Here is a 15,585-nt window from a genome sequence, read left to right as displayed (position 1 = left end):
AACGGGGACCGCTTCCGTCGAAGCGATCCCCGTTCACCGGAAAGGGTGGGGCTAGACCTTGCGCGCGATGAGCACCGGGCACGGAGCCTTGTGCAGCAGGTTCTGGCTCGTGGAGCCGAGCAGTGCGGCGCGGAACTGGCCACGACCGTGGCTTCCGACCGCGACGAGCTGGGCGTCGTCGAGGTGCGCGAGCAGAACCTTCGTCGCCGGGCCCCGGTCGATCACACGGTCGACGGTGACCTCGGGGTGACGATCGCTCCATCCGGCGAGGGTCTCGGCGAGAACCGCGGTCTCCGAAGTCTCCACGGCATCCCAGTCGACCAGCGCGGCGGTGGCGCCGACGCCGAGCGCGGCATCACCGATCCACGAGTGCACGGCACGGAGCGGGACGTTCAGAGCAGAAGCGAGGTCGAATGCGTGAGTGACTGCGGCAGAAGACAATTCGCTTCCGTCCACGCCGACGACGATCGGCCGCGAATCGGGCAGCGGAGCGTCGGTGTTGCCGCGCCACACGACCACCGGGCACGGCGCATGGTTCGCGACACGCAGAACGGTCGAGCCGAGCAGGAAGTTCTCCAGTGCCCCCGCGCCGGTGGCGCCCATGACAACCAGACGGGCGTCCTCGGCGGCCTCGAGGAGAGACTTGGCTGCGGGGCCGGGGCCGATGAAGCTACCGATCTCGAGATCGGGGTGATCGGCGCGGACGCGCTCGGCGGCGTCGGCGAGGAGCTTCTTGCCGTCCTCCTCGAGCTGCTGGATCATCTGCGACTGCACCAGCACCGCGGCCTCGCTGTAGAAGATGCCCTCCGGGGGCATCGAGTGCACGAGGTGGAGCGGCGCTCCGATACGCGACGCGACGGCGCCGGCCCACCGCGCTGCCGCTACAGCCGTTTCGGAGCCGTCCACGCCTGCGACGACTGCCTTGCCGGTGCTCGGTGTGCTCATCGATGTCTCCTTCTGGTTGCGGCGTCCGGCTTCCCGTGCGCCGGTCGACTCGAGGTCACGTTACCGCCACGACGCGGTCGTGACCTGCTGTCGACGGTCTACATGATCCCTGATGGGACAGAACCGGACCAGGGCCTTCGGACCTCGGTCAGCTCCACAATCGGCGGGCCGATCGGTGGGCCTTCCTCCAGCCCTCGTCCAGGTGTGCGGCCTGTGCGTCGCCGATCTCGCTCTCGATGCGGAACAGGATCCCGAGCCCGAAGCTGGTCTCGGCGGTGTGGCCCTGCTCGGAGAGCATGTGCAGGAGGTGTTCCCGCGCCACGACCGAGTCCTGGAATTCGCCGAGCAGATCCTGGAAGGCGTCGAACCGGTCGAGGATCCGCCCGGAGCGCTTCGGATGCAGCGGTGCGATCACCTCGATGGCGTACCGCATCCGTTTGGCACCCTTGCGGGCCCGGTGCATCAACGCGTCGCGTTCGGCCGTGTTCTCGGCACCGCCCACCTTGGCGACGCGACGCGACACCTTGTTCGAAAGCGATTCGATCGCATGCAGCAGTTCCTTCCGCGCGACCTTCGGTCGTGCCCCCACCGCTTCGGTCGCGGGGGCGAGGTCGCCGAGCGCCGCGTCGAGTCGGGTGAGCAACGCGACGTACCGGCCGGAACCGAGGGTGTCGACGGCCTCGAGACGCGCGGCCTCGGATGCGGCCGAGAAGTACTCGTCGATACGGGCTCTCGTCGCTTCCCGGTGCGACTCGACCGGAATGTCGGCCACTCGATCCGCGAGTCGTTCCCATTGGACTTCGAGATCGCGTGACGGGCTGAGACGTCTTCCGAGCCAACGCAGTTCGTCGACCAGACCGTCGTCCACGGCGATCTCGCCGGAATAGGTCTGCAGTGCGCTGCGCAGGCGGCGCGCGGCCTTGCGCATGCTGTGCACCGAATCGGGCGCGTCGCGACGCACCGCGAGGTCCGACAACTCCAGGGTGTGCAGTTCGGCTGCGAGATAGTCGCGGACCGGGAGGAGGCCCTTCGCGATCTGCGGTCGAGCGGGGATCAGATCACCGAGCACACGGTGCAGTTTCGACGGGCTCTCCGAGCGGGTGATCCCGACCGCCGCGAAGCGTTTCTCGAGCGCCGTGAGAAAGCGGCCGACGGTCTTCTCGTCGAGAGAGGAGTTCCATTCGACCTCGATCTCCCGCCAGCGGATCTCGGACCCGTCGGCCCGGCGTACGGCGTCCACCTCGTCGACGACCACCTCCGCGACGAGGTTGCCGTCGGGGGAGCGGAGACGGTGCCGATGCCGTTGTGTCACGAGCAGGGCGGCCAGGCTCAGCGGTGCACCGCGACGGATCCCGAGCAGCAGGGACGACAGGTCGGCGGGGGTGTCCTCGGCCGAATCGTCACCGAGGGGGAAGCGCAGTTCGGTGCGGGTATCGATACCGGACGGGAGCTTGAGATGCCATCCCGCGTCGTCACCGCCCTCACGCCTCCGGAGCGTGATCTTCGAGCGCAGCAGGCTCAGGTCCGCAGTGTCGTAGTACTGGGCCGACAACTCGAATCGGTCGACGTCGATCGCATCGACGGAGGGTAACCCCGTCAGGTCCGGGAGCGGTTGGTCGCCGGTGGCGGAGTACTTGCGTTCGGCCTCCTCGGTGGCGGCCGGGGACGGTGTGCTGGGCATCCATCTGCTCCTTCTCGATACGCGTTGCCTTCCACCTTGCCACGCGGTCCGATATGCGGTGATTCGTCCGGCTGTGATCTGCCGATACCGGGCAAAGGGCACTTCGGCCCTGGTCAAGGCTCGGTTTCGGGGTGATCATGGTTCGACGCGGGTCCGGAGGGTAGTGATGAAGGTTCTTGTTTCGGCGGCCAGTCGGCACGGTTCGACCGCGGAGATCGCGACAGCACTCGCCGCGTCGATGCGCCACCACGGCGCACAGGTCGACGTGGACGCACCCGAGCACGTCGACGACGTCGGTGCATACGACGTCGTGGTGCTCGGCAGTGCCGTCTACCGCAGTCGCTGGCTGCGCAGCGCACGGGAGTTCGCCGAGCGATATGCGTCCGAGTTGCGGGAGCGCGACGTCTATCTCTTCTCGTCGGGTCCGGTCGCCTCGGGTGGGAGGCCGGTGAACACCTCCTACGACGCGTGCGCTGTCGCCGAACGTGTCGGGGCCTGCGAGCATCGGACCTTCCCGGGAAAGTTGGATCCGGCGGTGCTCGGCACCGGCGAACGGATGGTCGTCAGGATGGTCGGTGCCCCCTCCGGTGACTTCCGGGACTGGGATGCGATCGGAGCCTGGGGTGCGCGGATCGTCGCGCGCACCGCCGCCCGGGCCCATGATCTCGACGGGGTCGGATCAGCTCCCGCGCGGCGTGGAGTCCGTCGTTGAGAAATTCCCGGATCACCCCGGGAGATCAGCCCGAATCACCCCGGTAGTGCGAGCTCAGTTCGGCGGCGCGGTCCCAGATCGACCAGTCGACCGGGCGTCCCGCCAATTGGGCCTCGACCACTTCGAACCCGGCGTGCCAGCCCGCGCCGTGCGCGAGGGCATCCTCTTCGTCGTCGGTGGTGTGGGTGAGCGTGAGCCAGCACCCGCCGGAGCCGTCGGGAGTGATCTCCCAGTGCAGAACGTCGGCGTCCCAAAGGTATTCCAGGATCCGCCCGGTGCGCACCGTGAGAACGCTACCCGTGGTGGTGTGTCCTTCCGGTAGCCCGAAACGCCGGGTCTGTTCCTGCGTGGATCGGAATTCGAGCGCCGCTCCGGGCGTGAGTTCGAATTCGACGTCGGCAGGGAACCAGGCGCGGAGGTGTTGGGGATCGGTGAGGACGCTCCACACCTTCTCGGGGGCGTAGGGGAACGAGCGTTGGAACCGAAGAGCGACCCTCCCGTCGTAGGTACGCGAGATGATGCCGATATCCATGGGAACCTCCAAGACGAGAACTCGCCGGTCAGCGGGGTCCTGGCGTGCTGTTACCCCATGCTGCCAGGTTTCGTCGACTTACGAAGCGGGTCGACCGACCTGTGATCGGATCGTGGAACGACACCGATCGCGCCAGCAGCTGCAGTGGATTCGAATAGTCCTGTGGCCCAACCTCGTACACCTCCGGATAGAGATTGTCACCGAGGAGGGGGATTCCCAGCGAGTTCATGTGGACACGGAGTTGGTGCGTCCTGCCGGTGCGGGGTCGCAAACGGTAACGCGCACGGTCGCCGGCCGTGGCCACGACGTCGATCCGGGTCACCGCGTTGACGGGCCCCTCGACCTCACGTGCCTGCAGGATGCCGCGCTCCTTGACGATGCGGCTGCGTACGTCGAGAGGAAAGCCGAGATGCGGCGCGGCCGGAGCGATCGCTTCGTACTCCTTCTCGACGAGACGCCGGTCGAACAGCATCTGGTACGGGCGTCGCGCCTCGCGCCGGACGGTGAACACCAGTACGCCCGCCGTGAGCCGGTCGAGCCGATGGGCCGGGGACAGTTCGGGAAGGTCCAGTTCCGTGCGCAACCGGACCACGGCCGTCTCCGTCACCCATGATCCGCGAGGTGTGGTCGCCAGGAAGTGCGGCTTGTCGACCACGAGCAGGTTCTCGTCCCGATGGAGGATGTCGATCTCGAACGGGACGCGCGGTCGGACGGGAGGATCACGGTAGAGATACACGAATGCGCGTGGGGCGTACGGCGTCGAGAATGTGATCGGAGTGCCGTCCTGTACGAGCACTTCGCCGCATTCGATCTTTTCCGCAATTCGCGTCGTATCGTTCGGGAAGCGCGCCGCCAGGAACTCCGCTATGGTCTCCCAGCTGGTGTTTTCCGGCAGTCGCAGGCGGGTGGGGTTCAAGCCGTCGCGAACGGGGAGCGGAGCGTCGGGCACGGATCGTCAGGCTAGTCGCACTACGGAGGTCGGGTGCCGACGCTGCGTCGACAACGTGCCGGGAGCGGTGTCGATAACACTGCCGGACTTTCCACGATAACGATTGTGTGCAAGCCTGCTAAAGGTTTCTGCACCGTCGATACCCTGGGACGGAAGTGAAGAATGTTACTGGAGTGCAAGGGGAGCTTGTTGTGACGATTTCGGCGAAGACCGGAACACGTCGGCGGGGGGGACGCGCTCTCGTTCGGCTACTGGTGGCAGCAGTGGTACTTCCACTGGCCCTCGTGTTCACGGGCGTCGGGGCCGGGACGGCCTCGGCCGATCCGTACACCCGCTTCCACGAGGACATGGTCGCCGCACCGGGTGGTGTCGGCGCGATCAAGGTGCGCATCTGGCGAGCGAACAACGGCAGCAACAAGGCCGTCTATCTGCTCGACGGGCTGCGTGCCACCGACGACGTGAGCGGCTGGGAGCACGAGACCAACGCTGCGTGGCTCGCCGACCACGGTGTCAACGTGATCATGCCGGTCGGGGGGCAGTCGAGCTTCTACGCCGACTGGTACGCGCCGAGCAATTTCAACGGTCAGCCCTACACGTACAAGTGGGAATCCTTCCTGACCCAGAACCTGCCGAACCATCTCGCGAACGCCTACGGCATCGATCGCAGCAACAACGCAGTGGTCGGCCTGTCGATGGGAGGCAACGCGGCGCTGATCCTGGCCGCCTACCATCGCGACCAGTTCAAGTTCGCCGGCTCGCTGTCGGGTTATCTCAATCTCTCGGCACCGGGCATGCGCGAAGCCATTCGTGTGGCCATGCTCGACGCCGGCGGATACAACTCCGACGCGATGTGGGGACCGCCGTGGAATTCGGCGTGGCTGCGGCACGACCCGTTCGTCGCGGCGCCGAACCTGCGCGGTCTGCCGATGTGGATCTCCGCGGCGAGCGGTCTGCCCGGCCAGTACGACCGGCCGAGTTCGCTCGTGGGCAGCTTCAACACGACCAACGCCATGGGGCTCGAAGCGCTCGCCCTCACGCAGAACCGCGCCTTCCAGGTGCGTCTGCTGACCCTGGGTATCGACACCGCACACTTCTCGTTCCCGGTCCTGGGCACCCACTCGTGGGGCTACTGGCAGGACGAGCTGTGGGCGATGCTCCCGATGCTCAAGTCCTCGATTGGCGCCTGACGCTTCCACATCGCTGGTCGGCCGCACCGTCGTCGTGACGGGGGGCACCAGCGGTGTGGGTGAGGCGACGGCCCGGGCCCTCGGCGCCGCCGGAGCCACGGTCGTGCTCGCCGGACGCAACGTCGACCGGGGCAGGCGCATCGCCGAGGAGATCGGTCCCCGGGCCGAGACGATGTCGCTCGATCTCGCCGACCTCTCGGCGATCCGCGCCTTCGCGGACGCCTTCGCCGATCGGCAGATCGACGTCCTGGTCAACAACGCCGGCGTGATGGCGGTTCCGCTACGCCGCACCGCCGACGGGTTCGAGATGCAGATGGGAACCAACCATCTCGGACACTTCGCCCTGACCGGACTGCTGTTGCCGCGCATCACCGGTCGCGTCGTCACGGTGTCGAGTGCCGCTCATCTGCTCGGACGCGTCGATCTCGACGACCTGAACTGGGAGCGGCGCCCGTACAACCGTGCCGCCGGGTACGCGCAGTCGAAGCTCGCGAACCTGCTGTTCGGTCTCGAACTCGAACGCCGCCTCGCCGCGGCCCGCTCACCTCTGCGTGCCGTCGCGGCGCATCCGGGCTACGCGGCGACCGAGGTGGGCAGCCACACCGGGACGTGGTTCGACCGGTTGTTCGGCTTCGGCAAGAGGATTCTGCAACGCACCCCGGACCAGGGGGCCGAATCGGTCGTGCTCGCCGCGTCCGATCCGGGCATCGCGGGCGGTTACATCGGTCCGCGTTTCCTGCTGTACGGATCGCCCCATGTCGCCGCCGTGGGTCGTCGCGCCCGCGACCGGGAGACCGCGACGCGTCTGTGGGAGCTGTCCGAGAAACTCACCGGAGTGCACTTCGAGATCGGCTGATGTCCGTCTTCGACGCAGGCTGATGCGCGTCCCCGCTCACGCGGTCCGGCGCATCGGCACGTGGTCGATTCCGGCCTCGATGTAGTTCGGTCCGGTACGCACGAATCCGAATCGGGCGTACCAGTTCTCCAGGTACGCCTGCGCCGAGATGTCGACCACCCCCGGGCAGGTCGCGAGCGCCGCCTCGATCAGGTCGGCGGCGAGTCCGCGTCCGCGTGCGTGCCGGGCGGTGGCGACTCGACCGATATGCGCGATCTCCCCGTCGTCGTGGAGGACGCGCAGCGTGGCCAGGACGTCGTCGCCCTCCCGCGTCCAGAACAGCTCGGTGGTCGGGTCGAGATCGCGCCCGTCGAGTTCGGGTTCGCTGGTGATGCCCTGCTCGAAGACGAACACGTCGGTCCGCAGCGCGACGATCCGGTACAGGCTCTCGGGGTCGGTCTTCCGCAACGGTGAATGGTGGATGGACGGCACGTCTCGATCGTAGGGGCGGCGATTCACCGTCTCGTCGTGAACCCGTCGAGCAGTCCCGAACAGGTCTCGAGTGCTTCCCGGACCGTGTGTCACCCGGCGCCGCGCGGAGGGAAGGTCGGCAGCGTCGGCATCTCCCGCGGCGTGGTGGGTGCACCCGAGGTGGTGGGGCGACCCGTCGCGGTACCCGGTGCGTCGCTCTCCTCGGTGTCCCGGGGTGGACGCTCCTCCTCCGGCTCGGCCCCGCGACCGGGACCTCCGCGCCTGGTGAAACCGCTACCTGTCGATGTCGCCGTCGTGGTGGGGGCAGCGGTGGATGCCGCAGTGGGTTCGGCGGGCGGGGCCGCGGTGGTCGTCACCACCGGTGCCTCGGCCACCGCTTCCTCCGTCGTCTCCGGAGCCTCGGGCGACGTGGTGGTCTCGGTCGCGGCACCCGTCGTCGTGGTCGTGGCGACCGCGGATCCCGCGTCGAGCGCCGGTTCGGAGGCGGGACGCAGGACCTGTCGGTCGACGGGCTCGGCCTGCGGGAACGCGAACAACGCACCGACGGCCAGGGCCGCGAACAGGGCCACCGATGCCGCAATGACGGGGACGGTGCGCTTCGCGCGACGATCACGGCGCGGAAAGCCCTCACGGTCCACCGGTTCGAGCCGCCGGCCGAGATCGAGCAGCTCCGCCTCCGAGGGTTGTACCGCCAGGACGCGTCCCCGCAGGTGGGCGGGCAGGGGAGCGAAGGGGAGGAGGGAGAAGGTTCCGAGCGCGTTCGGCACGCGGGGCACCGCCCGGTCTACGAAGTCCTGCGCATGGGCGAGGACACGCCCGTCACCTGCGGAACCGAGCATCGCCTCGATCTCATGGGACGCGAAGTGGTGCCGGACCGCGAGATCGACCACCTCGCGGGCGGTGCCGTCGAGCAGATGGACGGCCTCGCGGACCTCGAGCACCTCGGGTCCGGCCTGGTAGCCAGGGTCGGTCGCGGGGAGATACTCGAGTGCGGACCCGGACCGGTTCAGTACACGGAGACACTCGGCCCGGACCACGGCGTGGAGCCAGGCCCGGAGGAGTGCGGGATCGCGCAGCGACCGGATACGTGCGGTCGCCGTCCACACGGAGTCGTACACCACGTCCGATGCGGACGACACGGGGACGAAGCCGCACGCGTATGCGTACAGACCGGGGGCGAAACGGTCGTAGACCGCTGCCGTGGCGTCCGGCGCTCCGTTCCGCAACGCTGCGGCGAGCTCACGATCCGGACGTCCGGGGTGGTGCCCCATCGATGGAACCTTCCTGTCGTGCATGCGCCCCCGCGCGCGTGCGACCGTGCGTTCCGGGGCAGTCTACGAGCCGGTGTGGCCGACGGCGAGGGTGCAATCCATCGGGGGCCCAGTGCGGCGGGCGGGACGCGGGGGACTGTCGCGGCGCGACGCGCGTCCGTAGGGTGGCGGGCATGGGGTGGACGACGAACGATATTCCGGATCTGTCGGGACGCACGATGATCGTGACGGGAGCCAACAGCGGTCTCGGTGCGGAGACCGCCCGGGCACTCGCGCGGGCCGGAGCCGAGGTGGTGCTCGCCTGCCGCGACGTCGCGAAGGGCGAGGCGGTCGCGGCCGGACTCGGCGAGCGCGCCCGGGTCCGCCGTCTGGACCTGGCAGATCTGGCGTCGGTACGTGCATTCGCCGAGGCGGTGCGGGCCGAGCACGAGCGCATCGACGTCCTGATCGACAATGCCGGTGTCATGGCGGTGCCGCTGCGCCGGACGGCCGACGGCTTCGAGATGCAGATCGGGACCAACCACTTCGGTCACTTCGCGCTCACCGGGCTGTTGCTCGATCGCATCACCGACCGGGTCGTGACGGTCAGCAGCGCGATGCACCGCATCGGCAGCATCGATCTCGACGACATCAACTGGGAACGCCGCCGGTACGAGCGGTGGCTCGCCTACGGGCAGTCGAAGCTGGCGAATCTGCTGTTCGCGTACGAGCTGCAGCGACGCCTCACCGCGGCCGGATCGAGTGTGAGATCGATTGCCGCACATCCGGGTTACTCGTCGACGAATCTGCAGTACCGCAGCGAGTCCTGGCACGGCAAGATCGTCGAACTCGTCACCCCGATCATCGGGCAGTCCCCGCAACAGGGCGCGCTCCCGACCCTCTACGCGGCGACCGCACCGGACGCGGAGCCGGGCGGCTTCTACGGGCCCGACGCCTTCTTCGAGATGCGCGGCCACCCGAAGCGGGTGCAGTCCACCTCGCGTTCCCGCGACGAGATCCTGGCCCGGAAACTGTGGGAGCTGTCGGAGCGGCTGTGTTCCGTCGAGTATTCGATGCCCTGAGATCCGGCGAAGTCCCGGCCGTCAGGTCAGGGTGAACGAGACCGGCGGCAGTTCGTCCCGCCGGCACAGCCCGGTCTGGTCCACGAGGTCGAGGGTCCTCAGATATCGGCGGACCAGATCGCCCGCCGACAGTCCGGCATCCGACGCGGTGCGCAGGGCAGCGGCGAGTCCGTCCCCGCGCGCCCAGCGGTGGATCGCGGCGACGGCGATCGGATCCGGATCCGGCCCCACTTCCAGCCCGAGTCGTTCCTCGCGTCCGGCGAGTTCGCTCCACAACCGCGAGGTGGCACGCAGCGCCTCGTCGATCGCCGGGGTCGTACGGCCGGGGACACCGAGGGTGCGGCGCCGGGTCTCGCCCAGAGCACTGGAGGCGACGGCGGCGAGCTCGGCCGGCGTCAGTCCCGACCAGGCTCCGGTGCGTACACACTCGGCGACGAGAAGTTCGTTCGTGCAGTAGATCCGGCCCAGCCGGCGACCGTCGTCGGTGACGTAGGCCGACCCGCTCATGGGATCCCGGAGCAGATAACCCCGCTCCTCGAGCAGATCCAGCGTGCGATCGAAGGTGTCGGCGAGGCGGCCGGTGACCGTCTCTATCTGCGATCGCATCCGTGCGGTGTCGCCGTGCACCGCGGCACGTCGGGCGGAGAGGGTGAGGAGACGATCCTTGTCGCCGCGCCGGTGCGCCGGATGCGAGCGCACCGCCCGTGCCAGCGAGGCGACGAGGTCGGCCGAGCCGGATCGTCGTGCCTCGGTGAGCCTGTCGCTCAGATGCCGGTACTCCGTGAAGTCTTCGACGTCGCCGAGTTCGGCGTCGAGATCGCGGAGCGTGGTCGTATTCGCGCGGACGGCGTCCATGAGTGCTGCGACGGACCGCTCGGCCTGGAACTGGGCGAACGAGCGTCGCAGGAACTCCCGCGCGCCGGGGATGTCACGACCGGCGACCAGGTTGATCGCGGTGTTGTATCCCACGCGCAGCGAACTTCGCAGCGGATAGGAGCGTGCGCCGGCGAGACCGGCGACGGTTGCGGGGTCGGCTTCGGGACTCCACAGCACCACGGCGTGTCCTTCGACGTCGATACCGCGACGACCGGCACGACCGGTGAGCTGCGTGTACTCGCCGGGGGAGAGGCGCACCGGGCCGTCGGCTGTGGGTTTGACGAGACGTTCGAGGACGACGGTGCGCGCCGGCATGTTCACCCCCACGGCGAGGGTCTCGGTGGCGAAGACGACGCGCACGAGACCGCGGGCGAACAGTTCCTCGACGGTGTGGCGGAAGGCGGGGATCAAACCGGCGTGGTGCGCGGCGAAGCCACGTTCGAGACCTTCGAGCCACTCGGTGTGACCGACCGCGTCGAGATCGGCGGGTGGCAGGGCTGCGGTGTGCCGGTCGGCGACCGCACGGATTTCGGCTGTGTCGGCGGCCTCGGTGAGACGGACCGACGATTCGAGGCATTCGGTGACGGCGTCGTCACAACCGTTGCGGCTGAACCGGAACCAGATGGCCGGCAGCAATTGTTCGGCCTCGAGGCGGGCGACGGTACCGGGCAGGTCGCCACCGGCAGGTCCGGGTGCTCCGCGTGCCCGTCGCCGTCGCCGTCCTCTGGCGGTCGCGGGGCCGGGCGCGGCTTCGACGAGCCGGCGGTGGGCGATGTACCGCTCGAGGGTCTCGTCGACGGTGCCGCTGGGCGACAGCAGGTCGAACAGGCGTCCTCCGGCGAGCATGTGCTGGGTGAGCGGTACCGGGCGGGTCTCCTCCACGACGACGGCCAGGTCGCCGCGGATGCCGCGCAGCCAGCCACCGAATTCCTCGGCGTTGCTCACCGTGGCCGACAGGCTCGTCAGCCGGACGTCGTCGGGGAGCGAGAGGATTGCTTCCTCCCAGACCGCGCCGCGCTCACGATCGGCGAGATAGTGCACCTCGTCCATGACGACGTGGGTGAGACCGTGCAGGAGCGGGGAGCCGCCGTGCAGCATGCTGCGCAGCACTTCGGTGGTCATGACGACCACGGGCGCGTGGGGATCGAGCGAGATGTCGCCGGTGAGCAGACCGACCCGGTCGTCGCCGAAGCGGCGCGACAGGTCGAGATACTTCTGGTTGCTCAGCGCCTTGATGGGGGTGGTGTAGAAACAGCGACCGTGCGCTGCGAGCGCGAGGCGGGCGGCGAATTCGCCGACGACCGTCTTGCCGGCCCCGGTGGGTGCGCACACCAGCACGTCGCGGTCGTCCTCGAGGGCGCGGCAGGCCTCGAGCTGGAAGTCGTCGAGGGGGAAATCGAGTTCGGTCGCGAACGTCGTGAGCTGCGACCGGTCCTGCGTGCGCACGTCTCCACGCTACGTGGCGGCGTGGAGACGTGCGCGGCGCAGGGACACGTCACTCGTTCGTCACCCTCGAGGGTGACTCAGTCTTCCGTCACCTCGAGGGTGACGTCGATGTTGCCGCGGGTCGCGTTGGAGTAGGGGCACACCTGGTGGGCCTTCTCGGTGAGCTCGAGCGCCTTCTCGCGGGGGAGGTTCGGCAGCGTCACCTCGAGGGTGACGGCGAGACCGAATCCGCCGCCGTCGGTCGGGCCGATGCCGACGCGGGCGCCGACGGCCGAATCGCTGACGTCCGCCTTCTCCTGCCGGGCGATCATCTGCAGCGCCGAGTGGAAGCACGCGGCGTATCCGGCGGCGAAGAGCTGTTCGGGGTTGGTGCCCTTCCCGCTGCCACCCATCTCGGTGGGCAGAGCGAGGTCGACGTCGAGCTTTCCGTCGGTGGTGCGGGCGTGGCCGTCGCGGCCTGCTCCGGTGGCGAGTGCTTCGGCGGTGTAGATGATGTTCACGATGTCCGGCCTTTCTTCGAGGGTGCGCCGGGTGCTTCCTGCAACGCGGCGGTCAGGCGGTGGAGTGTCTCGCGTAGCGCGACCAGTTCGTCGATGTCGAACCGACTGCCTCGCGTCACGCATTCGGGGATGTCTGCGGCCTCCGTACGGAGTGCGTCCCCTGCTTCGGTGAGATGGACGACGACACGACGCTCGTCGGCCTGTTGCCGGCGCCGCTCGACGTATCCTGCGGCCTCGAGCCGCTTGAGCAGGGGGGACAGTGTGCCGGTGTCGAGATCGAGTGCGTCGCACAGATCTTGTACGCCACGCGCATCGCGTTCCCACAGGGCCAGGAGTACGAGGTACTGCGGGTAGGTGATGCCCAGCCGGTCGAGATGCGGCCGGTAGGCGGCCGTGATGGTGCGGGACGCGCGGTAGAGCGCGAAGCACACCTGCTGGTCGAGTTCGAGTGGAGACGGCACGGGAATGAATGTAGTGCACCGTTATGTTGCGCGCAATATTAATGGCCACAACTTGGAAAGTGATCCGGATCACTCCACTGTGGGAATTGCAGGGATCCCGGGCACGTTAGTTGAGTGAGAATGACTCAAGTTCGACAGAAAGGCTTCGGAATGCCGGCATTCTTCGGGCCTGGTGGCCCCGGCCGAATCGACATCACGCGTTTCATGAGCCGCGGGACTCAGGATCTCCTCGCACATGCAGCGCGCTACGCCACCGACCGTGGCGACGCGGAACTCGACGTGCTGCACCTCCTCCGCGCCATGGCGGAACAGGATCCGTCCCGCACGGTCATGACCCGCGCCGGAGCCGACCCTGCCGACGTCGTCGCGGCCGTCGACCAGCGGCTGCCGCAGGGCCGCCCCGGTGAGGCCGTCTCCGCACCCGCACTGACCGGTGCCGTGAAGACCGCGCTCTTCGAGGCGCACCAGCTCGCGCGCGCGCTCGGCTCCACCTACATCGACCCCGAGCACCTGTTCTTCACCCTCGCGGCCGACCAGACCCGCGCTCCGGGGCGCCTGCTCGCGTCGCTGGGCGTGACACCGCAGGCGTTGCAGACCGCGCTGCAGCCCGTCCCCGCGACTCCCGTCGCGGAGGAGACGTCCACGCCGACGCTCGACAAGTTCGGCGTCGACCTCACCGAACGGGCCCGGGGCGGCGGCATCGACCCTGTCATCGGTCGCGCAGACGAAATCGAGCAGACGATCGAGATCCTCGCCCGGCGCACCAAGAACAACCCGGTGCTCGTCGGTGAAGCCGGTGTCGGCAAGACCGCCATCGTCGAAGGACTCGCCCAGCGCATCGTCGACGGCGACGTCCCGGAGATCCTGCAGGACAAGCGCATCGTCCAGCTCGACCTGACTGCGATGGTCGCCGGAACCCGCTACCGCGGCGACTTCGAGGAACGCCTCACCACAGCGCTCGACGAGATCGTCGCCCAGCAGGGCAGGCTCATCGTCTTCATCGACGAGATCCACACCGTGGTCGGCGCGGGCGCCGGCAACGAGGGCGCGATGGACGCCGCGAACATCCTCAAGCCGAAGCTCGCCCGCGGTGAGCTGCACGTCGTCGGTGCGACCACCCTCGACGAGTACCGCAAGCACATCGAGAAGGATCCGGCGCTCGAACGTCGTTTCCAGCCGGTCACGGTCGACGAACCCGCACGCGACGACGCCGTCACGATCCTGAAGGGTCTCGCCGATCGGTACGCCGAGTTCCACAAGGTCCGGTACACCGCCGAAGCGCTCGAAGCGGCCGTCGACCTGTCGATGCGGTACCTGCCCGACCGGCAGCTGCCGGACAAGGCGATCGACCTCGTCGACCAGGCCGGTGCACGACTGCGCCTGCGGACACCGCGCACCGATGTGACCGAACTGCGTTCGCGGCTCGACGAACTCGAAGCGGAGAAGGACCGCGCCGTCGAGGCCGAACAGTACGAGGAGGCCTCGCGCATCCGCGACGAGGTCCTCCGCGTCCAGGCACGGATCGACAGCAGTGACGGGACCGCCGAAGACACTCCGACGGTCGATCCGGAACTGATCGCCGAGATCGTCTCGCGGGCCACCGGTGTCCCGGCCTCGCAGATGACCCGCGCGGAGAAGGAGAGGCTGCGCACTCTCGAGGACGAGCTGCACAAGCGCGTCGTCGGGCAGGACGAAGCCGTGCACGCCGTGGCACGCGCCGTGCGGCGCAGCCGCTCCGGCATGAGCGACCCACGTCGTCCGGTGGGCAGCTTCCTGTTCCTCGGTCCCACCGGTGTCGGCAAGACCGAACTCGCGAAGGCCCTCGCCGAGGTCCTCTTCGGTGACGAGCGCACCATGCTGCGCATCGACATGAGCGAGTTCGGCGAACGCCACACCGTGAGCCGGCTCGTCGGTGCCCCTCCCGGCTACGTCGGATACGGCGAGGCCGGTCAGCTCACCGAACAGGTGCGTCGTCACCCCTATTCGGTGGTGCTGCTCGACGAGATCGAAAAAGCGCACCCGGACGTGTTCAACACGTTGCTGCAGGTTCTCGACGACGGTCGGCTCACCGACGGTGAGGGACGCACGGTGGACTTCACCAACACCGTCGTCATCATGACCAGCAATCTCGGTTCGGACATCATCTCGAGCCGCGGTGGGGCGCTCGGCTTCACCACCGGTGACGCCGAGGCGGCAGAGAAGCCGCTGCGCGATCGGGTCATGGGTCGGCTGCGCGAATCGATGCGACCGGAATTCCTCAACCGCATCGACGAGATCGTGATGTTCCGCAAGCTCGACGACGACCAGCTGCACCGGATCACCGAGCTGCTGCTCGCCGACAGCCGGAAGCGGCTGCAGAGCAAGGGGATCGATCTCGAGTTCACCGCCGACGCGGTGGCGTGGATCGCCCGCAACGGGCACCAGCCCGAGTTCGGTGCCCGTCCGTTGCGCCGCTCGATCTCCCGGGTGGTCGACGACCGCATCGCCGACATGCTGCTCGACGACGCACTCGCCGAGGGCAACCGGGTCACGGCGGACGTCGTCGACGACGAACTGCTGCTCCAGGTGAGCTGACCTGCGAGACGGGAAGGGGAGAGATGCCACGGCGTCTCTCCCCTTCCCGTGTTCCGGGCGGTG

Annotated in this window: 14 protein-coding genes; 5 read left to right on the top strand and 9 right to left on the bottom strand. The window is 68.4% G+C overall.

What is annotated here, in order from left to right; genetic code table 11:
- Window positions 1-51: 51 nt before the first annotated feature.
- Window positions 52-945 (bottom strand): universal stress protein, encoded by an 894-nt coding sequence (locus GON09_RS13790; protein ID WP_213932274.1) that lies wholly within the window; start codon window positions 943-945, stop codon window positions 52-54.
- Between the two features lie 148 nt (window positions 946-1,093).
- On the bottom strand, window positions 1,094-2,626 hold the full coding sequence (locus GON09_RS13785; protein WP_213932273.1) for a CYTH and CHAD domain-containing protein: 1,533 nt from the start codon (window positions 2,624-2,626) through the stop codon (window positions 1,094-1,096).
- 166 nt (window positions 2,627-2,792) lie between these two features.
- On the opposite strand from GON09_RS13785, the gene GON09_RS13780 reads away from it, so the two are divergent.
- The gene (locus GON09_RS13780; RefSeq protein ID WP_213932272.1) at window positions 2,793-3,338 is read left to right on the top strand and encodes a flavodoxin domain-containing protein; all 546 of its coding nucleotides are present in this window, start codon (window positions 2,793-2,795) and stop codon (window positions 3,336-3,338) included.
- Window positions 3,339-3,363: 25 nt separating this feature from the next.
- Here the strand turns inward: GON09_RS13780 and GON09_RS13775 are convergent, their stop codons facing one another.
- Together GON09_RS13775 and GON09_RS13770 are read right to left on the bottom strand one after the other, a co-directional pair.
- Window positions 3,364-3,870: an SRPBCC family protein gene (locus GON09_RS13775; protein WP_213932271.1), complete on the bottom strand. Its 507-nt coding sequence runs from the start codon at window positions 3,868-3,870 to the stop codon at window positions 3,364-3,366.
- 28 nt (window positions 3,871-3,898) lie between these two features.
- A complete protein-coding gene (locus GON09_RS13770) occupies window positions 3,899-4,819 on the bottom strand; it encodes a pseudouridine synthase (protein ID WP_213932270.1) in 921 nt (306 codons plus the stop codon).
- Window positions 4,820-5,010: 191 nt separating this feature from the next.
- Between GON09_RS13770 and GON09_RS13765 the strand changes: the two genes are divergently transcribed.
- Complete coding sequence (locus GON09_RS13765) at window positions 5,011-6,006, top strand: alpha/beta hydrolase (protein WP_307854371.1); 996 nt, start codon at window positions 5,011-5,013, stop codon at window positions 6,004-6,006.
- The gene (locus GON09_RS13760) at window positions 5,996-6,862 is read left to right on the top strand and encodes an oxidoreductase (RefSeq protein ID WP_213932269.1); all 867 of its coding nucleotides are present in this window, start codon (window positions 5,996-5,998) and stop codon (window positions 6,860-6,862) included. The genes GON09_RS13765 and GON09_RS13760 overlap by 11 nt, the downstream gene beginning before the upstream one ends.
- Window positions 6,863-6,898: 36 nt before the next feature.
- On the opposite strand, the gene GON09_RS13755 is transcribed toward GON09_RS13760, so the two are convergent.
- A complete protein-coding gene (locus GON09_RS13755) occupies window positions 6,899-7,333 on the bottom strand; it encodes a GNAT family N-acetyltransferase (protein ID WP_213932268.1) in 435 nt (144 codons plus the stop codon).
- 89 nt (window positions 7,334-7,422) lie between these two features.
- Window positions 7,423-8,604, bottom strand: a complete 1,182-nt coding sequence (locus GON09_RS13750; RefSeq protein ID WP_244865507.1) for an RNA polymerase sigma factor — start codon at window positions 8,602-8,604, stop codon at window positions 7,423-7,425.
- A gap of 173 nt (window positions 8,605-8,777) precedes the next feature.
- On the opposite strand from GON09_RS13750, the gene GON09_RS13745 reads away from it, so the two are divergent.
- Window positions 8,778-9,665 carry an oxidoreductase gene (locus GON09_RS13745; RefSeq protein ID WP_213932266.1) on the top strand — a complete coding sequence of 296 codons (888 nt, stop codon included), beginning with the start codon at window positions 8,778-8,780 and terminating at the stop codon, window positions 9,663-9,665.
- Between the two features lie 21 nt (window positions 9,666-9,686).
- On the opposite strand, the gene GON09_RS28875 is transcribed toward GON09_RS13745, so the two are convergent.
- The 3 genes from GON09_RS28875 to GON09_RS13730 all read right to left on the bottom strand — a co-directional run bounded on the left by GON09_RS28875 (window position 9,687) and on the right by GON09_RS13730 (window position 12,948).
- Entirely contained in the window at window positions 9,687-11,987 is a 2,301-nt protein-coding gene (locus tag GON09_RS28875) for a DEAD/DEAH box helicase (RefSeq protein ID WP_213932265.1), read from the bottom strand.
- A gap of 77 nt (window positions 11,988-12,064) precedes the next feature.
- Window positions 12,065-12,487 carry an organic hydroperoxide resistance protein gene (locus GON09_RS13735; RefSeq protein WP_213932264.1) on the bottom strand — a complete coding sequence of 141 codons (423 nt, stop codon included), beginning with the start codon at window positions 12,485-12,487 and terminating at the stop codon, window positions 12,065-12,067.
- Window positions 12,484-12,948, bottom strand: a complete 465-nt coding sequence (locus tag GON09_RS13730) for a MarR family winged helix-turn-helix transcriptional regulator (protein ID WP_213932263.1) — start codon at window positions 12,946-12,948, stop codon at window positions 12,484-12,486. The genes GON09_RS13735 and GON09_RS13730 overlap by 4 nt, the downstream gene beginning before the upstream one ends.
- Before the next feature lie 150 nt (window positions 12,949-13,098).
- Here GON09_RS13730 and GON09_RS13725 point away from each other — a divergent pair, with 150 nt between their 5' ends.
- On the top strand, window positions 13,099-15,522 hold the full coding sequence (locus GON09_RS13725) for an ATP-dependent Clp protease ATP-binding subunit (RefSeq protein WP_213932262.1): 2,424 nt from the start codon (window positions 13,099-13,101) through the stop codon (window positions 15,520-15,522).
- Window positions 15,523-15,585: the final 63 nt, after the last annotated feature.

The organism is Rhodococcus sp. B50 (genome assembly GCF_013602415.1).
Classification (GTDB): Bacteria; Actinomycetota; Actinomycetes; order Mycobacteriales; family Mycobacteriaceae; genus Rhodococcus.
Note: the sequence above shows the minus strand (reverse complement) of the source record. Positions and strands in the feature narration are given on the sequence as shown.

What these genes read in the sequence shown, in the direction of transcription:
- GON09_RS13790 (WP_213932274.1), bottom strand. Translation starts at nt 945, where the DNA reads ATGAGCACACCGAGCACCGGCAAGGCAGTCGTCGCAGGCGTGGACGGC.
- GON09_RS13785 (WP_213932273.1), bottom strand. Translation starts at nt 2,626, where the DNA reads ATGCCCAGCACACCGTCCCCGGCCGCCACCGAGGAGGCCGAACGCAAG.
- GON09_RS13780 (WP_213932272.1), top strand. Translation starts at nt 2,793, where the DNA reads ATGAAGGTTCTTGTTTCGGCGGCCAGTCGGCACGGTTCGACCGCGGAG.
- GON09_RS13775 (WP_213932271.1), bottom strand. Translation starts at nt 3,870, where the DNA reads ATGGATATCGGCATCATCTCGCGTACCTACGACGGGAGGGTCGCTCTT.
- GON09_RS13750 (WP_244865507.1), bottom strand. Translation starts at nt 8,604, where the DNA reads ATGGGGCACCACCCCGGACGTCCGGATCGTGAGCTCGCCGCAGCGTTG.
- GON09_RS13745 (WP_213932266.1), top strand. Translation starts at nt 8,778, where the DNA reads ATGGGGTGGACGACGAACGATATTCCGGATCTGTCGGGACGCACGATG.
- GON09_RS13725 (WP_213932262.1), top strand. Translation starts at nt 13,099, where the DNA reads ATGCCGGCATTCTTCGGGCCTGGTGGCCCCGGCCGAATCGACATCACG.